The sequence below is a fragment of the Arthrobacter sp. Bi26 genome (genome assembly GCF_918697925.1).
Taxonomy (GTDB): Bacteria; Actinomycetota; Actinomycetes; order Actinomycetales; family Micrococcaceae; genus Arthrobacter.
In genome coordinates, this window is the sequence record NZ_CAKKMF010000044.1 from 20,656 (window position 1) to 39,967 (window position 19,312).

15 protein-coding genes and 2 pseudogenes are annotated in these 19,312 nt (G+C 65.7%); 11 read left to right on the forward strand and 6 right to left on the reverse strand.

Annotated features, from left to right (window positions below; all coding sequences use genetic code 11):
- The 3 genes from LQV16_RS12960 to LQV16_RS12970 are packed head-to-tail and all read right to left on the reverse strand — an operon-like array spanning position 1 to position 2,672.
- Positions 1–939, reverse strand: a complete 939-nt coding sequence (locus LQV16_RS12960) for an amidohydrolase family protein (RefSeq protein WP_229994300.1) — start codon at positions 937–939, stop codon at positions 1–3.
- Positions 939–1,631: a 4-carboxy-4-hydroxy-2-oxoadipate aldolase/oxaloacetate decarboxylase gene (ligK, locus tag LQV16_RS12965; RefSeq protein WP_229994301.1), complete on the reverse strand. Its 693-nt coding sequence runs from the start codon at positions 1,629–1,631 to the stop codon at positions 939–941. The genes LQV16_RS12960 and ligK overlap by 1 nt, the downstream gene beginning before the upstream one ends.
- 12 nt (positions 1,632–1,643) lie before the next feature.
- Complete coding sequence (locus LQV16_RS12970; RefSeq protein WP_229994302.1) at positions 1,644–2,672, reverse strand: amidohydrolase family protein; 1,029 nt, start codon at positions 2,670–2,672, stop codon at positions 1,644–1,646.
- Between the two features lie 145 nt (positions 2,673–2,817).
- Between LQV16_RS12970 and LQV16_RS12975 the strand changes: the two genes are divergently transcribed.
- A complete protein-coding gene (locus tag LQV16_RS12975) occupies positions 2,818–3,723 on the forward strand; it encodes a LysR family transcriptional regulator (protein WP_229994303.1) in 906 nt (301 codons plus the stop codon).
- 255 nt (positions 3,724–3,978) lie between these two features.
- On the opposite strand, the gene LQV16_RS12980 is transcribed toward LQV16_RS12975, so the two are convergent.
- Together LQV16_RS12980 and LQV16_RS12985 are read right to left on the reverse strand one after the other, a co-directional pair.
- On the reverse strand, positions 3,979–4,629 hold the full coding sequence (locus LQV16_RS12980) for a hypothetical protein (RefSeq protein WP_229994304.1): 651 nt from the start codon (positions 4,627–4,629) through the stop codon (positions 3,979–3,981).
- A gap of 261 nt (positions 4,630–4,890) precedes the next feature.
- On the reverse strand, positions 4,891–6,687 hold the full coding sequence (locus LQV16_RS12985) for a CocE/NonD family hydrolase (RefSeq protein WP_229994305.1): 1,797 nt from the start codon (positions 6,685–6,687) through the stop codon (positions 4,891–4,893).
- A 501-nt stretch (positions 6,688–7,188) separates the two neighbouring features.
- On the opposite strand from LQV16_RS12985, the gene LQV16_RS12990 reads away from it, so the two are divergent.
- From LQV16_RS12990 to LQV16_RS13025, 8 genes and pseudogenes are all read left to right on the forward strand, one after another.
- A complete protein-coding gene (locus LQV16_RS12990) occupies positions 7,189–8,340 on the forward strand; it encodes an FAD-dependent monooxygenase (protein WP_229994306.1) in 1,152 nt (383 codons plus the stop codon).
- Positions 8,341–8,612: 272 nt separating this feature from the next.
- Positions 8,613–8,996: a hypothetical protein gene (locus LQV16_RS12995; RefSeq protein WP_229994307.1), complete on the forward strand. Its 384-nt coding sequence runs from the start codon at positions 8,613–8,615 to the stop codon at positions 8,994–8,996.
- 280 nt (positions 8,997–9,276) lie between these two features.
- Positions 9,277–9,657: pseudogene (locus LQV16_RS13000) on the forward strand (winged helix-turn-helix domain-containing protein); the annotation flags it as partial.
- Positions 9,658–9,810: 153 nt separating this feature from the next.
- Entirely contained in the window at positions 9,811–10,002 is a 192-nt protein-coding gene (locus tag LQV16_RS13005; protein WP_229994308.1) for a hypothetical protein, read from the forward strand.
- Between the two features lie 673 nt (positions 10,003–10,675).
- A complete protein-coding gene (locus LQV16_RS13010) occupies positions 10,676–12,133 on the forward strand; it encodes a cation:proton antiporter (RefSeq protein ID WP_229994309.1) in 1,458 nt (485 codons plus the stop codon).
- A gap of 427 nt (positions 12,134–12,560) precedes the next feature.
- On the forward strand, positions 12,561–13,886 hold the full coding sequence (locus LQV16_RS13015; protein WP_229994310.1) for a DUF2254 domain-containing protein: 1,326 nt from the start codon (positions 12,561–12,563) through the stop codon (positions 13,884–13,886).
- A gap of 331 nt (positions 13,887–14,217) precedes the next feature.
- Positions 14,218–15,417 (forward strand): allantoate amidohydrolase, encoded by a 1,200-nt coding sequence (locus LQV16_RS13020; RefSeq protein WP_229994311.1) that lies wholly within the window; start codon positions 14,218–14,220, stop codon positions 15,415–15,417.
- Positions 15,414–16,805, forward strand: a complete 1,392-nt coding sequence (locus LQV16_RS13025) for a formimidoylglutamate deiminase (RefSeq protein WP_229994312.1) — start codon at positions 15,414–15,416, stop codon at positions 16,803–16,805. The genes LQV16_RS13020 and LQV16_RS13025 overlap by 4 nt, the downstream gene beginning before the upstream one ends.
- A gap of 12 nt (positions 16,806–16,817) precedes the next feature.
- Here LQV16_RS13025 and LQV16_RS13030 read toward each other — a convergent pair whose 3' ends face one another.
- The gene (locus LQV16_RS13030; protein WP_229994313.1) at positions 16,818–17,171 is read right to left on the reverse strand and encodes a VOC family protein; all 354 of its coding nucleotides are present in this window, start codon (positions 17,169–17,171) and stop codon (positions 16,818–16,820) included.
- A 472-nt stretch (positions 17,172–17,643) separates the two neighbouring features.
- Here LQV16_RS13030 and LQV16_RS13035 point away from each other — a divergent pair.
- Positions 17,644–17,898: pseudogene (locus LQV16_RS13035) on the forward strand (transposase); the annotation flags it as partial.
- 52 nt (positions 17,899–17,950) lie between these two features.
- Positions 17,951–18,916, forward strand: a complete 966-nt coding sequence (locus LQV16_RS13040; protein WP_229994314.1) for a transposase — start codon at positions 17,951–17,953, stop codon at positions 18,914–18,916.
- Positions 18,917–19,312 lie beyond the last annotated feature (396 nt).

Consider the following 19,312-nt stretch of genomic DNA (forward strand, 5'->3'; position numbering starts at 1 on the left):
TCATACTCCTTCGGGCCAGTAGAGGCGGCGAGGATTGTCGACAAGCAGCTGCTGCTGCAGTTCCGACGTCGCCGCGATCTGCGGGATGTAGTCGACCAGAAGCCCGTCGTCGGGCATGTGGTCCTTGAGGTTGGGGTGCGGCCAGTCGGTTCCCCAGAGGACGCGGGAGGGGAACTCCTCGACTACGCGGCGGGCGAAGGGCACGACGTCGCGGTAGGCGTGCTGTTCGCCTTCGAGAGCGCGGGGGCCGGTGACGGACAGACGCTCAGGGCAGGAGACCTTGGTCCACACGTTAGTGTTCTCACGCATGAATCGCAGGAACAGTTCGAACTCGGGACCGTCCGGGTCCTTGGTCACGTCGGGCCGTCCCATGTGATCGACGACCAAGTCGGTCGGGATCGACGAAAAGAAGTCGTACAGCTCGGGCAGATCCTCGGCCTCGAAGTAGATCACAACGTGCCATCCAAGTGGCGCGATCTTGGTCACGATCTCCTCGAGCGAGTCGGTGGGCACGCGGTCGACCAGACGTTTCACGAAGTTGAACCGGACGCCCCGTACCCCGGCCTCATGCAACTCGGCGAGTTGCTCGTCGGTCACGTCACGGCGGACGGTCGCAACGCCGCGGGCGCGACCTCCGCTACGCTGCAATGCGTCGACCAGGGCTCGGTTGTCGGAACCGTGGCATGTCGCCTGTACGATGACGTTGCGGTCGAATCCCAGCTGGTCTCGCAAGGCGAACAGCTGGTCCGCCGAGGCGTCGCACGGGGTGTACTTGCGCTGAGGTGCGTAGGGGAACTGCCCGCCCGGCCCGAACACGTGGCAGTGGGCGTCTACAGAGCCCTCTGGCAGCCGGAACGTCGGTGTGCTCGGTCCGTCATACCAGTCGAGCCAGCCCTCCGACTTCTCGAAATCTCCGGTGGTATCGCCGTGTGTCATCATCAGTTCTCCACGTATTCCAGGCCGGCCTTGGCGAGAGGCTCGCGCATGCCGTAGATATCCAGGCCCAAGACGCCTTCACGGAACTTCACGCGTTTGGCTTCCTCGTTATCCTCGCGCTTCTGGCTGGCGTCTGCCACCGCTCCGACAAGCTCGCCCGGGACAACCACGACGCCGTCGACGTCGGCCACGACCACGTCGCCAGGGTTCACCACGGCGTTCGCGACCACTACGGGGATGTTCACCGATCCGAGGGTGGCCTTGACCGTGCCCTTGGCGTTGACAGCGCGGGAGAACACCGGGAAATCCATCTTCTCCAGATCGGCGACGTCGCGGACACCACCGTCGATCACCAAGCCCTTGCAGCCGCGGGCGGTCAGCGAGGTGGCGAGCAGCTCACCGAAGAAGCCGTCCTCGCTTTCGGTGGTGCAGCCGGCGACGATCACATCGCCCTCCTGCACCTGCTCGGCCGCGACGTGGAACATCCAGTTGTCACCGGGCTGCAGCAGCACGGTCACTGCCGGACCACAGAGCTTGGCGCCGGTGTAGGCCGGCCTGATGTAGGGGCGCAGGAGCCCGACTCGCCCCATCGCCTCGTGGATAGTGGCGACGCCGAACTGCGAAAGCCGTTCGACGTCCGTGGGATCCGGACGTTCGATGTTGGTGCGGACGATGCCGAGGTTGTTCAGTCGCATTTGATGGTCCTCTCAGAGTCCGCGCGCAGTAAGGGCGCGGTCAAGCCGTGGGTAGACACGGCGGGCGTTGGCTTCGAACACCTGCGCGCGCTGTGCGTCGTTCAGGTTCGTGGTGGCGTCGACGTACCGCTTGGTGTCGTCGAAGTAGTGTCCACTGCGCGGGTCGACGTCGCGCACGGCGCCGATCATCTCGCTCGCGAAGAGGATGTTCTCGGTCGGGACGACCTTGGTGAGAAGGTCGATGCCCGGCTGGTGGTACACGCAGGTGTCGAAGAACACGTTGTTCAGCAGGTGCTCCTCGATTACGGGCTTGCCCAGCGCCATTGCGAGTCCACGGAAGCGCCCCCAGTGGTAGGGAACGGCGCCGCCGCCGTGAGGGATTACGAGCTTCAACTCGGGGAAGTCGCGGAACAGGTCGCCCTGGAGCAGTTGCATGAACGCGGTGGTGTCGGCGTTGAGGTAGTGCGCTCCGGTCGTGTGGAAGGCCGGGTTGCACGACGTGCTGACGTGCACCATCGCCGGGATCTCGTACTCGACGAGTTTCTCGTATATCGGGTACCACGAGCGATCGGTCAGCGGCGGGGACGTCCAGTTGCCGCCGGACGGGTCGGGGTTGAGGTTCACGGTGACAGCGCCGAGTTCCTCGACGGCGCGAGTAAGCTCGGCAACGCTCGTCGCGGGATCCGTACCGGGGGACTGGGGGAGCATCGCCCCCATTAGGAAGTGTTCGGGATAGAGCTCGCTGACGCGGGCGCACAGGTCGTTGCAGATCCGGGCCCAGGTCTCGCTCACAGCGAGGTCTCCGATGTGGTGCGCCATGAACGAGGCACGAGGGCTGAATACGGTGACGTCGCTGCCGCGCTCGTTCATGAGCTTGAGCTGGTTGGCCTCGATGGTCTCACGGATGTCGTCATTGCTGATGCGCAGGGTCGCGGGGTCAGGAGCGTCCGCGCGTCCTTCAGTGAATGCGATCTGCAGGTCACGCCAGGCTCCGAGCTGTGTTGGAGCTGTGGTGTAGTGGCCGTGGATGTCGATAATCACGTGTGTCGTCCTTGTCACTGGGTGTAAGCGGTGCGAGAGCAGCTGCACGTCGTTGAATCAGTGCTGCCCCAAACTGACTTTAGGGGTGTTTGCCACTGTGATCCAATAGATATGCAAAGACAGAGCCATAGATAGGATCTATGAGATGACGTTCACCGACCTCAACCAGCTCCGGACATTCGTCACGCTCTACGAGCTGCGCAGCGTCACGGGCGCCGCCAGGCGACTGCACGTGACACAGCCCACGGTCAGCTATTCCCTGAAGCGGCTCAGGGAGCGGTTCGGCGACGAGCTGTTCCGTCGCGAAGGGAACGACATGGTGCCGACCGCGAAGGCGACGCAACTGTTTGGGCCCCTACACAACGCCTTGGCACAAATAGACGCGACCGTCATGGGATCGGACGTGTTCGAACCGACCGGATTCAGCGGCGAACTCGTCCTCGGACTCACCTCGATCGGCGAGCAGACGTTCCTCCCACCGATCATGACCGCCCTCGGGCGGGTCGGCGCCGATCCGCGGATTCAGGTAGAACGGCTCGATTCAGACGAGGTCGAGGGCGGGCTAATCCGCGGCACCATCGATCTGGCACTGACCGTGTCGCGGATCAGCACACCGCGGCTGTGGAGGACGCACGTGCGTTCGGTCGAATACGTGGCGCTGTCGTCCGGGTCCCATCCACTGCCCGCGACCGGGCCTGACATGTTCGAGGGGAGGCGCTTTGTGCGGGTTTCCGCCCGTGGCGGGCACGTCTATCCTGTGCAGGCGCTGACCGAACACGACTTGATGTCCCAGGTCGTGCTGACCATGGAGGAATACGGCACCGTGCCCGCCGTGCTCGAGGCGACGGATCTGGTCGTCCTGCTGCCTCGACATGTAGCGGGGGTGTTCTGCGGCTGGTTTCCCGGCCTTCGCATCGCCGAGCTGCCCTGGTCCGGGCAGAGCACGCCGGTGGAGTTGTACACGCGGCGCGAGGCCAGCCTCTCGCAGGCGCAGCGATGGTTCCGCTCGCTGGTGCTTGATGCGGTTGCGGCGGATGAATACAGGTCGTAGTCGTAAGCGTCTGCGGGCGTCTCAAAATCGGACAGGCCGCTCACGCTGCATCGGCGCAACTGAAGAGGTCGGTGGGGACGGTGCGACGCGGTGTCGCCAGTCGACCTCGAGATTGTGAGGTTCTTGTAATGAAGACCATGTCCTGCAGGGTGCTACCACTCGCTCTTGAGAATCGGCTGGATCGTAGGCCACCTCATCGACGCGACACAGGCAGGACAGTCAGGCTTCCCATCGCCGGCCGGTCCAAGCGGAGCGCTAGCGTTTCGTCCTGTTCCAGCTGGCCTTACCCGGAGCGAACGGGCTACGCACATGGATCGACCATGACGAGTGCGGGTGGATCGTCAGAATCGCGTGCTCCCACCAGGCGCGGGCTTCGTTTGAGAGCTCCGGTAGAACCGCATCCTTGTCGGCGTCGTCCTCCGGACGGGGACGCAGCGCCTTCCAGACCAGCTGCACCTCGGGCGCCCCGGTCGGGATGCCGTCGACGTCGATCACTGCACGATCCCACGGCAGTTGCAGTCGGGGATCTCGGCGATAAACCCAGACGCGATCCGTGCCGTCCTCGACGTCGACCTGCAGTACCCATGCGCCCGTCGCGTCGTCATGGATACGGATCGGCTGCAGATCGGCATCCATATCAGCCTCTGCCCAAGGGAGAACGCCGTCGCCTGACGGAGCCCACGCGCTAAACGGCGCCGGCAGGTCTTGCACCAGTTGGGGCAGGTCGGCGATCGTCGTGCTGACATCGACATTGTCGTGCTCGCGAGTGTTAGTGCCGAGCCAGTGGTCGAGCGCCACCCCTCCGGACAGCCACCAACGCGCCGATGACGGCCCGAGCAGCTCCGCTATGACTCGCGGGGGCAGGGGTTCCCAGCGCGTCGCGAGGGTGGGTGCGGATGAGGCCATGGCTCAAGGCTACCCGTAGGCGGCGGTGGTTTGTCGAAATGGCATTGGGATCGAACCCACCTGTCCGTGAACCGTCCCGGTTTTGATGCCGCTATCTTCTGTGAGACAGATAGTGATTATGCCCAAGCAGTTCCCTTCACCCGGCCTGTGCCGGTAGGCAACAGCAGCCTCAACGGCGTGACGTAATCCGCCCATCGGCAGAGGCCCAAGCAGGGGGTAGCCCGAAAGGTTACCCTCCGATCGGAAACTCCTTTTTCTTTTTCATGCCGGCCCTGCGGGGCATGGACGACGACGGCGGGACCCCTCGCCGGAGACCCGCCGCCGTCGGACTGCCGTCAGCTGCCCCTTTTGTACGGAGACGCAGTTCAGATGGGTGTGGCGTCCGTCATGAGAATAGTGGGCTGCGCCGCCTGGGTGAGGGACGACCTGAAGATTCAGGGTAGAGGGGTGCGGGGGGTCGTGGAGTATTTCCTGATGGGCGACGCGCAGCTCGATGGCAGTGGCCAGCGGCTCGCCTGTCCCGGGGTTGCGGTTAAAGCGCGGGTGGGCGCCGCTTGAGACCTGTAGCCGGATGCGGTGGCTGCTGCGGAAGCGGTGGGCTGTCGGCCAGAGCTGGATGTGGACGGTTCGGATTCTTTCGGGGTCCGGGAGGTTGTTTCCTGGGTGCAGGCGGATGATCCCGTCGCAGAGATTTAGTGACCGGCCGTGCGGATCCACGTCGCAGAGCCTGGCATGGAAGTCTGTGTGCTCGAGGCTGGAGCGGATGTACAGTGTCGCGGTGACGGGGCCGATGACGTCGAGATCGGTTTCCAACCGGTTGCTGGTGAAGGTCAGGACGTCCGTGCCGGCTTCGAGTGTCCTGTTGTCCTGGCTGCCGGCGCCCCAGCCGACGACGCTGCCGCCAGCCGCGGGTGTCGGGTTGGCCGGGTCGTAGACGTAACGGGACGGGGGCGAGGGCGGGGCCGGCCGCATGTCGAGTATTCCGGCAGGCTGCAGGTACCACCGGGCCGGACGGCCGGTCGCCGGGGGCCAGCCGGGCAGTTCGGCCCAGTGGCGGGTGCCGGTGACCCGCACCCTGACCGGCAGAGCAGGTTCTGACGGGCGTCGGTTTCCGAGCGCGCGGTCAAGCGTGGCGAACGCATCGCGCTGGTAGGACCGGAGTGCCATGTTCCGGCCGTGAGCCGCCGAGCTGATGAACAGCCGCACGGATCGTCCCGGGCGACTTAGCGCTGCGTAGTCGGCAAGGACGTTGGGGAGGAAGAAGTCCCACCACGCTCCGGCCAGATGCACGACCGGAGGCATGTTCGAGGCGTTGGGGCGGTAATCCATTGCCGCCCAGTATTCGTCGTAACGCTCGTGCCGGATCCATTCCTGGAAGTATCCGATCCGGTCACCCGTGGCGACCCTGTCCGCTCCACTGACCGGCAGCTGGTTCGCGGCGCGCGTCAACCGGGCCTTGGCCGTGAGCGCCGACACGGTCCGGGTCCGGATAGATTGGTCCGGGCTAAACATGCTGCTCACCAGTTGGGCCCATCCGAGGGCGTTGCCGAGGGCGAAGACACCTCCGGGGTACATGAACGTGTGATAAAAATCCGATGGACCGACGTCGAGGATCGCCGCTTTCCATTCGGGTATCACCTGGGAGGCCAAGTCCCATTGGGCGTACCCGAGGTAGCTGGCGCCCCACGTGGCGAACGCGCCGGGGAACCAGTCCCGGCCCCGCATCCACTCGATGATCGCCAGGCCGTCGTCGCGGTTCATCACAAATCCGTTGAAGGTCCCGCCGGATCCGCCGGTGCCGCGCAGGCTCTGGACAAGGACCTGGTAGCCTCGCTCGGCGATCAGCCGCGACACGAGGATGTTGGCTGACCCCCTCCCATACGGCGTGCGGATCAACACCACCGGCGCCCGGGCGTCGGTCACCGGAAAATACCGGTCCGCCAACAGCACCACCCCATCCCGCGCCGGGATCGCCAGATCGCGCTGCACCCCTACGGATGGCGACCGAACCGGTGGAAGGCCAAGCAGCCAGCCCAGAAGCCGGCCAGACGTACTCACCGCCTCACTTTTCCTCCCACGAGAGGACCTCCTTAGCGGGCTGGCCCCGTTGTTCCTTCTAGAACGAATAGTGGCTCTCAGCACCAGGCGGACTCGCATAAAAAGTTTGCTGCTGAAGTGGACTGACTTGCGAGTTGCCGCTGCAGATAAGCATGCATGTTCTTCGGATACCGGGCCACTCTTTCTCCGGGACGGTTCTAAGGCCTTCGCCGCTGGTCTGGGAGAGTGGGCGGTCAAATCGCGGCTTGAAATGGCGGTTTGCGGTTCCGTCTGCGCGCGGCTGTGCGGGAACAATTTAGATGAGTCTTTCGCGGCGGGGGAGCGGTCGGAGGGTGTTGCGGTAGGGGGCCGGCATAGGTGCAGGGGCCAGACGCTTGCCGGCCGGGGCCCTCAACACCGCCCCGGACCACGGCTGGCGCTTAGATGATCCGCGGCGCGCACATCAGTGGCCGCGGGCTGAGCCAGGTTCTTGGGCACTTCGAAATCGTTAGGATGGCGGGTATGGGGCTAGGCACAGTGCTGATCTGCGGTGCCGGTATCGCCGGCCCAACCCTGGCGTACTGGCTGGCCCGGGAGGGATTCCGCCCCACGGTCGTCGAACGCGCCCGGGGACTGCGCTCCAGCGGCAACCCGGTCGACGTGCGTCGCGGGGCCGCCCACGTGGCCGGCCGGATGGGAATCATGCCGCGCTTGCGTGACGCGGCCACCCACGCGACCGGCTTTTCCTTTGTCACTGCCTCCGGCCGCCGGATCGGTCCGCTACGGCTGGGCCGGCCACATCGCGGCGAGGTCGAGGTGCCCAGGGCCGACCTTTCGGCGATCCTCTGCGATGCCGCCCGCGACGACGCCGAGTTCCTGTTCGGCGACGCGATCACTGCGCTGCGCCAGGACACCGGGGGAGTCGACGTCACCTTCGAGCACGCCGCCCCGCGCCGGTTTGACCTGGTGGTCGGCGCCGACGGGCTGCACTCGAGCGTGCGCACCCTGGTCTTCGGCCCGGAGACGGACTTCGTCCGCCACCTCGGGCTGTACGTCGCCACACTGCCGCTCGACCGCCTCGCGGCAGATCCGGCCACGATCCTGATGTACAACGCGCCGGGCCGGTCACTGACGGTGCACCCCGTGCGGGGCAGCGAGGGGGCCGCGTTCATCTTTCGCGGCCCGGCCCGGCCCGGGCTCGACCGCCGCGACGTCGAGGCCCATAAGCGGATCACTCTCGACGCCTACGCCGGCTGGCCGGCACCCGCGCCACCCGTGCTGCCTGAACTGCTCGAGCGCCTGCGCGCCGCCGACGACCTGTACTTCGACTCGGTCAGCCGGGTCCGGCTGCCGGCCTGGTCCCGCGGCCGGGTCGCGCTGCTCGGAGACGCCGCCTCCTGCATGTCCCTGTTCGGAGACGGATCCAGCCTGGCCATGATCGGCGCCACCACCCTGGCCGAGACATTGGCCGTCACCCCCGAGGACCACGCCGCCGCCTTCCGCGCCTACGAAACCCGCCACCGCAAAGCCAGCGGCCCGAGCCAACGCGGCCATACTCTCGCCTCCGCGCTGCTTGTGCCCGCGACACATACCGGCATTACCGTCCGCAACCTCACCGCATGTTTGCTCCCACGCGTGCCGACCCCACCACCGCGCTCCGCGGGATCCAAGTGACCGCACCTGCGAACGCCTCAGCGGGGCGAACTCGAAAGCGCAACCGGCACACCGGCCCGCACCGCTGAGCCTTGCCCCGGCGCGGCGGCGGCTGACAGATGCGCGAGTGAGCGCCGGGACGTTATTCACGCCATCTGGGGTCCGAACAGGATCTGCTGTCGGCTTTTGAGTACGTTGGGGAAGCTGCGTGCATCATCGACCGCAGCGGCACCGCCTACCGCCTGGCCCTGGATCCGAACCGCCACCTGATCCTGGGACCCTCCCGCGGCCCGGTGGAATTCCATTGGCTCCGCCACGCGTGGCTGGACGCGCAAAACGCGCACCCGGAGGGGCACCGGCTCCGGCGCTTCGACCCCGCTACCCGTCACGAAGTGGTCTCGGACCTGTTCGAAACCCTCGGCTTGGAACGCGGGACAGCACCGGCCGCGGGCGCCTGGTCTCTGAACATTGACGGCCTTGCATCACACCCGTCCAACATTCAGGAGATCGACCAAAGGCTCGCAAGCCAGGACCGGCTGGAGCAAGCCCGTGTGGAGGACCCCTTCGGACACCTCTACCGGCCCGCACGACACCGTAAACACCGGTACCTGCGGCCCGCCGCCGGATCCATCCTCTACATCGAAATCCCCGCCCGCGGCTCCATGAGTTCGCGGTGAAGACCGCGCAACGGCCGGTGTTAAGGGTCCGTCCAGATTGATGCCGGCCCGGGAAGCGCGGCCCGGGCCGGTGTTATCGTCGGCAGTGAACACGACGGCGGGCATCGCGCGGAGAGGTACACATGACCACGATGAGCAGGCCGCCTGCGGATCCTTCGGCGGTGCGGCCGGGAGTCGGGGAGAACTTCAGTCGGTGGCTGCTGTTCGGTCTGCAGGACGCCAAGGGCGTCCGTCAGGGGCCCGGCGCGGTGAGCGACTCCCACCTGAAGAAGCATCAGTGGTGGCCAAACCCTTCGGACTGGACGAGCTCCTGGCCCGGCTGCGCGCCGGCCAACGCCGGACCACCCAAGCTGACGAAGCGCGCGTGGTGACCACAGCCTCCTTCACTGTCGACCTGGCCCTGAGACGCGTCACCCGCAACGGGCAGGACGTGCGCCTGACCCCCACGGAATGGGGCATCCTGCAAATCCTGGTCCGGAACCCCGAAAAACTCGTCACCCAGCAGCAGTTCCTCACCGAAATCTGGGGTGCCGCCTACACCAAGGCAGCCAACTACCTGCGGGTCTACATGGCCCAGCTCCGCCGCAAGCTCGAACCAGAACCCGGCAACCCCCGCCACTTCATGACCGAGGCGGGCATCGGATACAGGTTCCAGCCCTGATCCGGCCGCCACCACTCCGGCGATCGGTCGCCGTACGTTCACCGGCGAGCGGCCCCGGATCCTCCGGCAGCCACCATCACCCGCACCGGTGGCCGCTGACCCGGCTCTGGGACCCACAGACGGTTGACCCCGCTGGCTGGCATACAGTCTGCCATGGCTGTCGGACTGAAATTGGAAATTGAGTTCTCCGGACCTGAGGGACAGCGTGCCACGTTCGGAGATCTCAAGCGTTTTGTGGCGCGCGCAGATGCAGGCGGTTGCTCAGACGAGGACAAGCTGCACATCGAGATGAACGAGAACGACGAAATCACTGGATTCTCGCTCTACCTCGATCCAAACTCCTAAAATTACCCAACGAATGCACGGTTCCCCGACTTTGACCGCAAGACAGAGATGTCTCATCAGAATTCCTGCCGGGCGCAGCCGGCCAACGATGATGGGCGAGTGACACCAGGGGATCCCGCCGCCCCCCTGTGGTCCAGCCGCAGAGTTCCCGTAGTCCGCCGGGAGCCAGGGAAGCCCCGGACAACGAATGCCCTCTGGGGCTTCCTTGGTCGTTCGACACCGGCTATAGCACGGGCGATGCGTCAGGCGTGGGCGGTTCCTCGTCGTGCAGCGAGGGGGTACGCGGCGGCGCCGATGGCGGTGTCCAGGACGATGAAGGCCAGCAGGCTCCAGCCCAGTTGCGGGCGCACAGCACAGACCCTGGCCCAGTTCGGCATTGCCGGACCATTGATCCTCGGCGGGGGACTCGGCATCAACGTCCCTCGACTTTAGGCCGACTTCCGCGACGAGCTTGCGGGTAAGGGCAACACGGATGTGCGGGGCACGCCAGCGTTGATTGACGTCTGTGCCAGGCCAACACAACCACGTGCCCGAAGGCTGCTGAGCGGCGGCGAAGTTCACGCAAGTGCCGCCATATGACTGATGAAAGTCTTCGGTCGACGAATTGCGGCCGCGAGTGCTGACAGGCCGGGCCCTGGCCTCTGACACCCGTCACTGGCGTAGCATTCAACACGTGATCGACGTCGAGCCGTTCAGCCTCGTCATGCTCTTGGTCGCGGCCGCTCTTCTTGCCGCCGTGCTGGCCCACCGCCTCAGCGCCCGGCTCCGAGTACCCGCGCCGGCAGTGTTTCTCTTGGCCGCGGCCCTGGCCTCCGATGTTATCCCTGCGTTGGAACATATCCCGGTGACAGTGGAACAACGAATTGTCACAGTTGCCTTGGTGTTCATCCTCTTCGATGGTGGCATGCACATCGGCTGGCGCCGGTTCCGCCAATCCGCCGGGGCCATTGCTTGGATCGGTATCGCCGGGACTGCAGCAACGGCCGCCGCCCTGGCGCTGACCGCACATGCGCTTTTTGGATTCGGCTGGAGCACGGCCCTGCTCATTGGCGCGGCGCTGTCCCCGACAGATCCCGCCGTGGTGTTCTCCGTCCTGGGCGGCCGGGAAATCACTGGTCGGACCGGCACCATCCTGGAGGGTGAGTCGGGGGCGAACGACCCCGTCGGCATTGCCCTGATGATCAGCCTGCTCGGTGTCACCGGAGTCGGGCTTGACGCCGTGGCCAGTGTCACTGCGGATTTCACACTCCAAATGGCCGTCGGCGCGCTCATCGGTTTCTTCGCCGGCCATGGCTTATTGGCGCTGATGCGCAAAGTTGTCCTGCCTAACGAAGCCCTGCACTCGGTGGGAACGATGGCGGCTGTAGCCTTCATCTACGCCGCAACGACCCTGCTCCACGGTTCAGGGTTTTTGGCCGTCTTTCTGGCAGGAATCATCATCGGAGACCAACGCGCCCCTCACAAACGCGACATCGAACGCTTCAGCGCCGGTATCGCCAGCCTGGCCGAAATCGTTGCATTCACAGTTCTCGGGCTCAGCGTCTCGCTCCGAGATATCCTCCGATCCGGCGAGCTGGAGATCGGGCTGGTCCTTGCCGGCCTGCTCATCCTCATCATCCGCCCCGCCCTTGTCGGATTGCTCATAACACCCATCCGGCTGCGTCGGGGCGAACGTGCATTCATCCTTCTCGCCGGCCTCAAAGGAGCCGTCCCGATCCTGCTGGGCATGTTCATCCTCAGCGCCGGACCGGCCGATGCGTCACGTATCTACTCCATTGTATTCATCGTCGTACTGACCTCGGTCGTCGTTCAAGGCACATTCGTGCCCTACCTCGCCGCACTCCTGCACGTGCCGATGCGCCACATCGACCCGGAACCCTGGGGCATTGGCCTGCGGTTCACAGACGAACCACACGGACTACACCGGCACGTCGTTGAGCCAGGATCCCCGGCAGACGGCTCCACGATAGCGGACATGGCCCTAGGCGAGTCAGGGTGGATCAGCATGATCCGACGAGATGGCCATCTCATCCAAGTCCGCGGCAATACCACACTGCGTGCCGGTGACGTCATCCTCGCCCTCTCGGATTCAGAAACTGGGCTGGCGCGACTCTTTCAACAACCCCCGTAAAGCCCCGCAGGCACATCGAACCACTTGAACGTACCCCGGCCAGAGGAACTTTCGGCTCGAGAGGCGCCGCCCTGGATCAAACGGCGTGCCTTGGCGGGCCACCAGCCGGCAATTCGCTAGAGCGGTCGTCAATAAAGAAGAGCGGCCAGAACCAGGCAATGTGGGGCTGGTTCTTCGAATCCGGTCTGGGTTCCGATTCGCTGCAACGGAATTATGGGCATCCGCTTCGCGCGGTCGGCTGTCGGGCCCCGGTCCGGCTCCGAAGGGCTCCGCCGGCCCGGGACCTGGTCTGTCTGCGACGTTTTGCATGTGGTCCCCTGACTTGCAGAAGCACCCCATGCGCCCCCAGGGCGACTGCGCCCCACTGGGCGGCAACCCTGCAGCGCTGCCCTTGACGGGCGAGGACCGTCGGCCGAGAGTGTTACATGTGAGGCGTGAGGCCGTTCGGGAGTATCTGGCGAGTGCCCTGTGGGCGATGCCGACGTGCGCCGTCGCCCTCGCGCTCATCGCGGGGGCGGGGCTCTCCGCAGTGCAGCTGGGCGCAGCGTCGCCCCTCGCCGTCCTCCTATTCCAAGGGACGTCCGATGACGCGCGGAACCTGCTCATCGGGATCGCGAGCACGATGGTCACCGTCATCGCCGTCGTGCTCGGGCTCACCGTCGTTGCCCTGCAGCTCGCGTCTACGCAGTTCAGCCCGCGACTGCTGCGGAACTTCCTGCGCGACATCCCCAACCAGGTGACGCTGAGCACGTTCATGGCCACGTTCGCGTACAGCACGGCGGGCCTCTACACCGTCGGCATCGCCGGCGGACAGCGCACCCAGGACTACCCGCGCCTCGCGGTGAGCGGCGCACTGCTGCTGCTGTTCGTGAGCATGATCATGCTCGTCTACTTCGCCCACCACCTGGCGCATTCGATCCAGGTGGACCAAGTCATGAAGCGCGTCGAGACGGCCACACTCAAGGTGATCGAGCGGTCGTTCGTCCCGGGCGACCCCACTCTTCGCATGCCAAACCCGCCGCCCGGCGCCACGGCCTTGCCGGCACCGCGGTCTGGATATGTCCAAGCCTTCCATGTTGAGGCGTTCGTCGGCGCGCTCGCGAGCCGAGGCCTCACTGCCCAGATGGTGCCCATGGTCGGCCGACACGTCGTCGCCGGGGCTCCGCTCGCCTGGGTGTGGGCGAGCGCGGGCGAAGGTCCCCTGGCCCCCGACGCTGGCGCTGAACTGCGGCGGGCGCTCGTGCAGAGCGTGCGGATTGGCTACGAACGGACCCTTGAGCAGGACGTCGCCTTCGGGATCCGGCAACTCGCCGACGTCGCGTCCAAGGCGCTCTCGCCCGCCATCAACGACCCCTACACCGCGAACCAGGCGGTCGATCATCTCGGCTCGATCCTCGCGGCCCTCGCGCTCCGGCAGCACGGTCCGCAGGCCGTGGCGGACGCGCAAGGCACCATAAGGCTGCACGTGCCGGCTCGCGATTTCGCCTATCTCGTGGATCTCGCCCTCGGACAGGTGCGGCGGTACGGCGCGAACGAACCTCGCGTCGTCCGGGCTCTGCTGCGCGTGTGCCGCGATCTCTTGTGGTTCGGCGACGCGGCCCACCACGCTGTAGTCCGGCGGTACGTCGAGACTCTCCTGAGCGATGTGACCCGGCGTGTGGCCCAGCCAGCCGATCGCGAACCTCTTCTCGCGGAAGGCGCGGCAGTGCTCAAGGCCTTCGACGTCCCGGGCGGCACGACGGGCGCCGACTAGACGACCCTTCTATGGTGGCGGGTTAAGCCATGAGTGTCTGGAGTTGGCGCAAGAGCTGTCTGGTGATGAGGCGCTTCAGGCAGCGGCGGATTTCCTGTGGGCAGCATCGGCAGGGAGGTACCGCGAGTAGTCAGACACATAGACGGCGTAGCTGATGTTGTAGCCTGCATCGAGTGAGAGTTGCACGAGGAATACGCCTGGACCTCTACGACTGGCTGCGCCGTGGCGGCGACAACTGTTAATAGGCCGAAAGCGGTTAATAGGCCGAAAGCGGTCATGCAGTGGAAATTGGTTTTTACTTGGTGGCAGTTCACACTACTCGGAGGTTCATTTGGAAACCGTCAACCAGCTCCTGGATTCGATCAAGGACGTGGGCCGCGACGCGGTGCGCGGTGGTTATTCCCGGGCGGTCTACTCGACTGCGGAACTCGACCTGAGGGCGTGGTTCATCGAACAGGCGCTCCAGCGTGGCCTGGCCGTCGAGACCGACCGCAACGGCATTATCTGGGCGTGGTGGGGCGAACCCCAGGACGGCGCCCTGGTCACTGGAAGCCATCTCGATTCAGTACCCGGCGGCGGCGCCTTTGACGGCCCGCTCGGCGTCGCATCGGCACTCGCCGCCGTCGACATCCTTATTGCCCGCGGAAATGTGCCGAACCGGTCCCTGGCCATCACGGTGTTCCCTGAGGAGGAGGGCTCCCGCTTCGGCGTGGCCTGCCTCGGATCCCGCCTTCTTACCGGAGCCATCGACGTCGACAAGGCGCGGAACCTGCGCGACGGCGACGGCAACACGTTCGCGGACGTCGCGCGGTCGAACGGGCTCGACCCCCGGCACGTCGGTCCGGATGCCCAGGCCCTGGCCCGAATCGGCAACTTTGTTGAACTGCACGTTGAGCAGGGCAAGGGCCTGGGAACGGGCGGCCCGGCCATCGCCGTCGGAAGTTCCATCCTGGGGCACGGCCGCTGGAAGCTGAGCATCAGCGGCCAGGGCAACCATGCCGGGACCACCCTGATGGCTGACCGTGCGGATCCGATGGTCGCAGCGGCGCAGATCATCGTCGCCGTGCGCGACACTGCCGCAGCCCAGCCGGATGCGCGCGCCACGGTGGGACGCCTGATGCCGGTACCCGGCGGAACCAACGTCATTGCCTCCCGCGTAGACATGTGGCTCGACGCCCGGCATCCCAACGACGCCGTGACCGCCCGGCTGATCGAATCGATCTACGGCGCCGCCCAAAGGATAGCGGCAGGTGAAGGATGCTCCGTTACCCTCACGGAGGAGTCTTACAGCGACACTGTCCATTTCGATCCCGGCCTGACCCGGCGGATCAGCGGGATCCTGCCCGGGGCTCCTGTGCTTCCTACCGGTGCCGGCCACGACGCCGGAGTGCTCTCCGCCTATGTGCCGTCCGCGATGCTGTTCGTCCGCAATCCCAGCGGCATCTCGCATTCCCCGGAGGAATACGTTGCCGACGAGGACGCCAACACCGGTGCCGAGGCCCTGGCGAATGTCCTGGAGGGGCTGCTGTGACCGGGTTCTGGTGCGAGTCGGCTGTTGTGGCCGGCGACGCTCCGGCTGACGGGAGCCCGGGCGACGACGACGGCGGTGCAGTTGACCCCGCCGCGGCGCTCGCGTCGGTGCGGCTGGACGTCCGGGACGGCCGGATTACTGCGATCACACCGGGTGCAAAGCCGCAGCCCGGCGACCACGTACTAAAGGGCGTCGTCTTTCCGGCCGCCGCCAACGCCCATTCCCACGCCTTCCACAGGATCCTGCGCGGACGCACGCACCACGGACGCGGCGACTTCTGGGTGTGGCGGGAGCAGATGTACCGGAGCGCGGCCGAGCTGACACCGGAGAGCTACGAAAAGCTCGCCAGCGCGGTGTTCGCGGAAATGGTGGTCGCCGGTTTCAGCAGTGTGGCCGAGTTCCACTATGTCCACCACCAGCCGGGCGGGGCCCACTACGCAGAACCCCATGCCATGGAGCTGGCGCTGGCCAGGGCGGCGATGGCGGCCGGGATCCGACTGACGCTCCTGGACACGTTGTATCTGGCGGGAGGGATCGATACGCCGCTGAGTCCCGAACAGTCGCGGTTCGGCGACGCTGACGTCCAGGCCTGGCTGGCGAGGCTGGCATCGCTTCGCGCCGAAATGGAGCGAAGCTTTCCCCCGGAGATGGTCGGTCTAGGGGCAGCGCTGCATTCCGTGCGTGGCGTCCCGGACAAGGACCTGGCAGTGGTGGCCAAACAACTGCCCGTAGACATGCCCCTTCACATCCACCTCAGCGAACAGCCGGCGGAGAACGAGGCCTGCCTTGCCGCCTATGGCGTCACGCCTGCCGGTCTGCTGGAGCGCCGCGGCCTGCTGTCCGGCAGGCTCTCGGCCGTCCACGCCACGCACCTGACGCCCGGGGACGTCGCCTTGCTCGGCAACGCCGGCGCCACGGTGGTGATGTGCCCCAGCACCGAGGCCGACCTCGCCGACGGGATCGGCCCGGCCCGCGCATTGTCCGACGCCGGAGCAACCATAGCGCTGGGTACGGACCAGCACGCTGTCATAGACCCGTGGGTGGAAATGCGCTCGCTGGAGCACGGTGAACGGCTCGGTTCCGGTCAGCGCGGAAGGTTTTCCCCGCAGGAACTGCTGCGGGCCGCTACGGACGGTGCCGCCCGATCGATGGCCACCCCCATCGCTGCATCTGTGCTGGCGGTCGGTACGGTCTGCGACCTGATGGCCGTGGATCCCGGTTCGGCCCGAACGGCCGGTTCCAGGGCGCTGCAGTTTCCCTTCAGCGCCACGGCCAGCGACGTCACCGACGTCGTCATCGCGGCGGAAGTGGTGGCCTCCAACGGCATCCACCGGCGACTCGGCCCGCCGGGCCGCCTCCTGACGGAGGCATTGAAGGAGTTTTCCTGAGGGGCTTGTCTGTCATGCGCCTGCGGCGCGCACAACGCACCATTCGTTGCCTTCGGGATCCTGGAGCACTTGGAACGTGCCCACAGTACCTATGTGGATCTTGCCGATCCTGCGAGCTCCGATGGCTTCGGCGGCGTCAGAGGCGGCCGGCACATCCTCCACGTGCACGTCTATGTGGAGCCGGTTCTTCCCTTGCTTGTTTTCGGGCACCCGTTGGAAGGCCAGCCGCGTCCATCCCGGCGGATCGATGAAGGACCACGCATCGCTTCGATGCACTGGTTCGCCACCGAGGACCGAGGACCAGAACTCCGCAAGTGCGGCCGGGTTTTGGCAATCCACTACGACCTCATCTACTCGTCCAATCATTTTCTGAGCCTACGGCTGCCCTGGAAAGTCCGGTGCCGAGGGCATGAGGACATCCCGGCCCCACCCCGGAGAGGTGCTTCCACAGGCCGGCCTTCGTCAGTTTTTTCGGCGGGTTGGCAGTGTCTGATAGACACTGCCAATGGGCTCAACGCCTGCGCAGCGTGGTGGTTGTGGACAGAAGAGTGGAATCCGTGAGTTCCCGATCTCAATGTGGCAAAAAGGAAGTGTGTACAGTAATGATGGAATTGGCCTGTGTTGCGGCGTGGCTCGAAGTGTGGCTGACGCCCGCGTGAGGGTTTGTCCTGACATTGATCTGTCCGCCGCGACACGACCGCAGTAAACGCGGCGGCCAAGTGGACATGACCTTATAGGAGCCTGTTCGAAGAGTCCCATTACTGTCTTGTCTGCCCACCCGGCCGGCGTGCCCTTTTGTGTTCCATCGCACGCAACGGAAGGTCAGGGCAGTTTCATCATGGCAAATGAACATCTGAAAGTCATCGCCGGGGTCGATACCCACGCCGACACCCACCACGTCGCACTCATCACCGATACCGGCCGGCACGTGGCCGACAGGGAATTCCCCGCCGCGGGGTCCGGCTACCAGGGCATCATCGAGTTCATCGCAGAGTTCGGTCCTGTCCTTGCCGTGGGTGTGGAAGGGACCGGCAGCTACGGTGCCGAACTCTCTCGCGTACTCGTCCGCGAGGGCATCCACGTCGTGGAGGTGATGCGCCCGAACCGGCAGGCCCGCCGGCTGCAGGGAAAATCCGACCCGCTCGATGCCTACCAGGCCCGCCGAATCGGTGCTCTCCGGCCGGGCCGGCGCCACCCCGAAATCCCGGGACGGGGCGGTGGAATCATTGCGGGTGCTGCGCGCGGAACGTGCCACCGCCATGCGCGCCCGGGTCGCCGTGATGACCCAGGTCAGGGCGATCCTGGTGACCGCACCGGAGACCATCCGCGCCAAATACCGGGCCATGACAGGCCCGGCACTGATGGCCGCGCTGGAGAAGACACGACCAGCCGGACCGGCCTCCGAGCCGCTGACCAGCACCGCGACCGTGCTGAAACGGCTCGCCGTCCGCTACCGGCACCTGCACCAGGAGCTGGCACTGATCGATGCCGAACTCGACGACATCCTCGCCCTCCACGCACCGATGCTGCGCGACCTTCAGGGCGTCGGCACCGACGTCGCCAGCCAGCTGCTAGTCACGGCGGGTGACAACCCCGAACGCATCACCACGGAGGCGAAGTTCGCGGCCCTGGTCGGCGTCGCCCCGATCCCCGCATCCTCCGGGAAAACCTCCCGGCACCGGCTCAGCCGGGCCGGCGACCGGCAGGCGAACAAGGCCATCCACCGCGTGGTCCTCGTGCGGATGCGCTACGACAGCAGGACCAGGGCCTACGTGGCCAGACGACGTCAGGAAGGCAAAAGCACCAAGGAAATCATGCGCTGCCTCAAACGCTACGTCGCCCGGGAAATCTACGACCAACTCCTCCACCCGCGCCCCGCACCCGAGGCCGGAACACTCCGGACAACACGCACAGCCAAGCACCTGACCCTTCAACAAGCCGCGGACGCCCTCCACGTCTGGCCCACCGCACTGTCCCGCCTCGAACGCGGACTCACCCACGACAACGACTTCCACAAACGCTACGAAACCTGGCTCAACTGCCAATCCCCTGCAACCGTCCAGATGCCGGATCCCGGGTTGGCCCGCGTGCTGCCTGCGCGGCCACGGTAACCTGCGCGGCGCGTGGCTCAACGACCGTTGACACCAATAGGAGCATCAAAGTACACACTTTGGGTGTCGGATCGGGTCATACCGGGGCCGGATCGGGCCGGATTCCGCATGTTTTCGGGGGAGTCCAGTGTTTGCGGGGGTGGGAATGCAGTTCGAGTCCCACCTCGGGCACAGCAACCCCCTCGTCAGAGGGGGTTTTTGCTTTAACGTGTGGACATTAACCCTGCGTGGGTCCCTCTGACATTGGCCGCGGTCTGTGTGGGCCGCCACGGAGTTCTCGGACAGTGGACCCCCTTAAAATCGGGGGACTACTGAAATGAGGAATGTGCAGAATGCCTGCATCACGTCGCCGGTTCAGCCAGGAGTTCAAGGACCAGCTGTGCGAGGAAGTCGTCT

What these genes read in the sequence shown, in the direction of transcription:
- LQV16_RS12960 (WP_229994300.1), bottom strand. Translation starts at nt 939, where the DNA reads ATGATGACACACGGCGATACCACCGGAGATTTCGAGAAGTCGGAGGGC.
- ligK (WP_229994301.1), bottom strand. Translation starts at nt 1,631, where the DNA reads ATGCGACTGAACAACCTCGGCATCGTCCGCACCAACATCGAACGTCCG.
- LQV16_RS12975 (WP_229994303.1), top strand. Translation starts at nt 2,818, where the DNA reads ATGACGTTCACCGACCTCAACCAGCTCCGGACATTCGTCACGCTCTAC.
- LQV16_RS12980 (WP_229994304.1), bottom strand. Translation starts at nt 4,629, where the DNA reads ATGGCCTCATCCGCACCCACCCTCGCGACGCGCTGGGAACCCCTGCCC.
- LQV16_RS12990 (WP_229994306.1), top strand. Translation starts at nt 7,189, where the DNA reads ATGGGGCTAGGCACAGTGCTGATCTGCGGTGCCGGTATCGCCGGCCCA.
- LQV16_RS13005 (WP_229994308.1), top strand. Translation starts at nt 9,811, where the DNA reads ATGGCTGTCGGACTGAAATTGGAAATTGAGTTCTCCGGACCTGAGGGA.
- LQV16_RS13030 (WP_229994313.1), bottom strand. Translation starts at nt 17,171, where the DNA reads ATGATTGGACGAGTAGATGAGGTCGTAGTGGATTGCCAAAACCCGGCC.
- LQV16_RS13040 (WP_229994314.1), top strand. Translation starts at nt 17,951, where the DNA reads ATGCCTACCAGGCCCGCCGAATCGGTGCTCTCCGGCCGGGCCGGCGCC.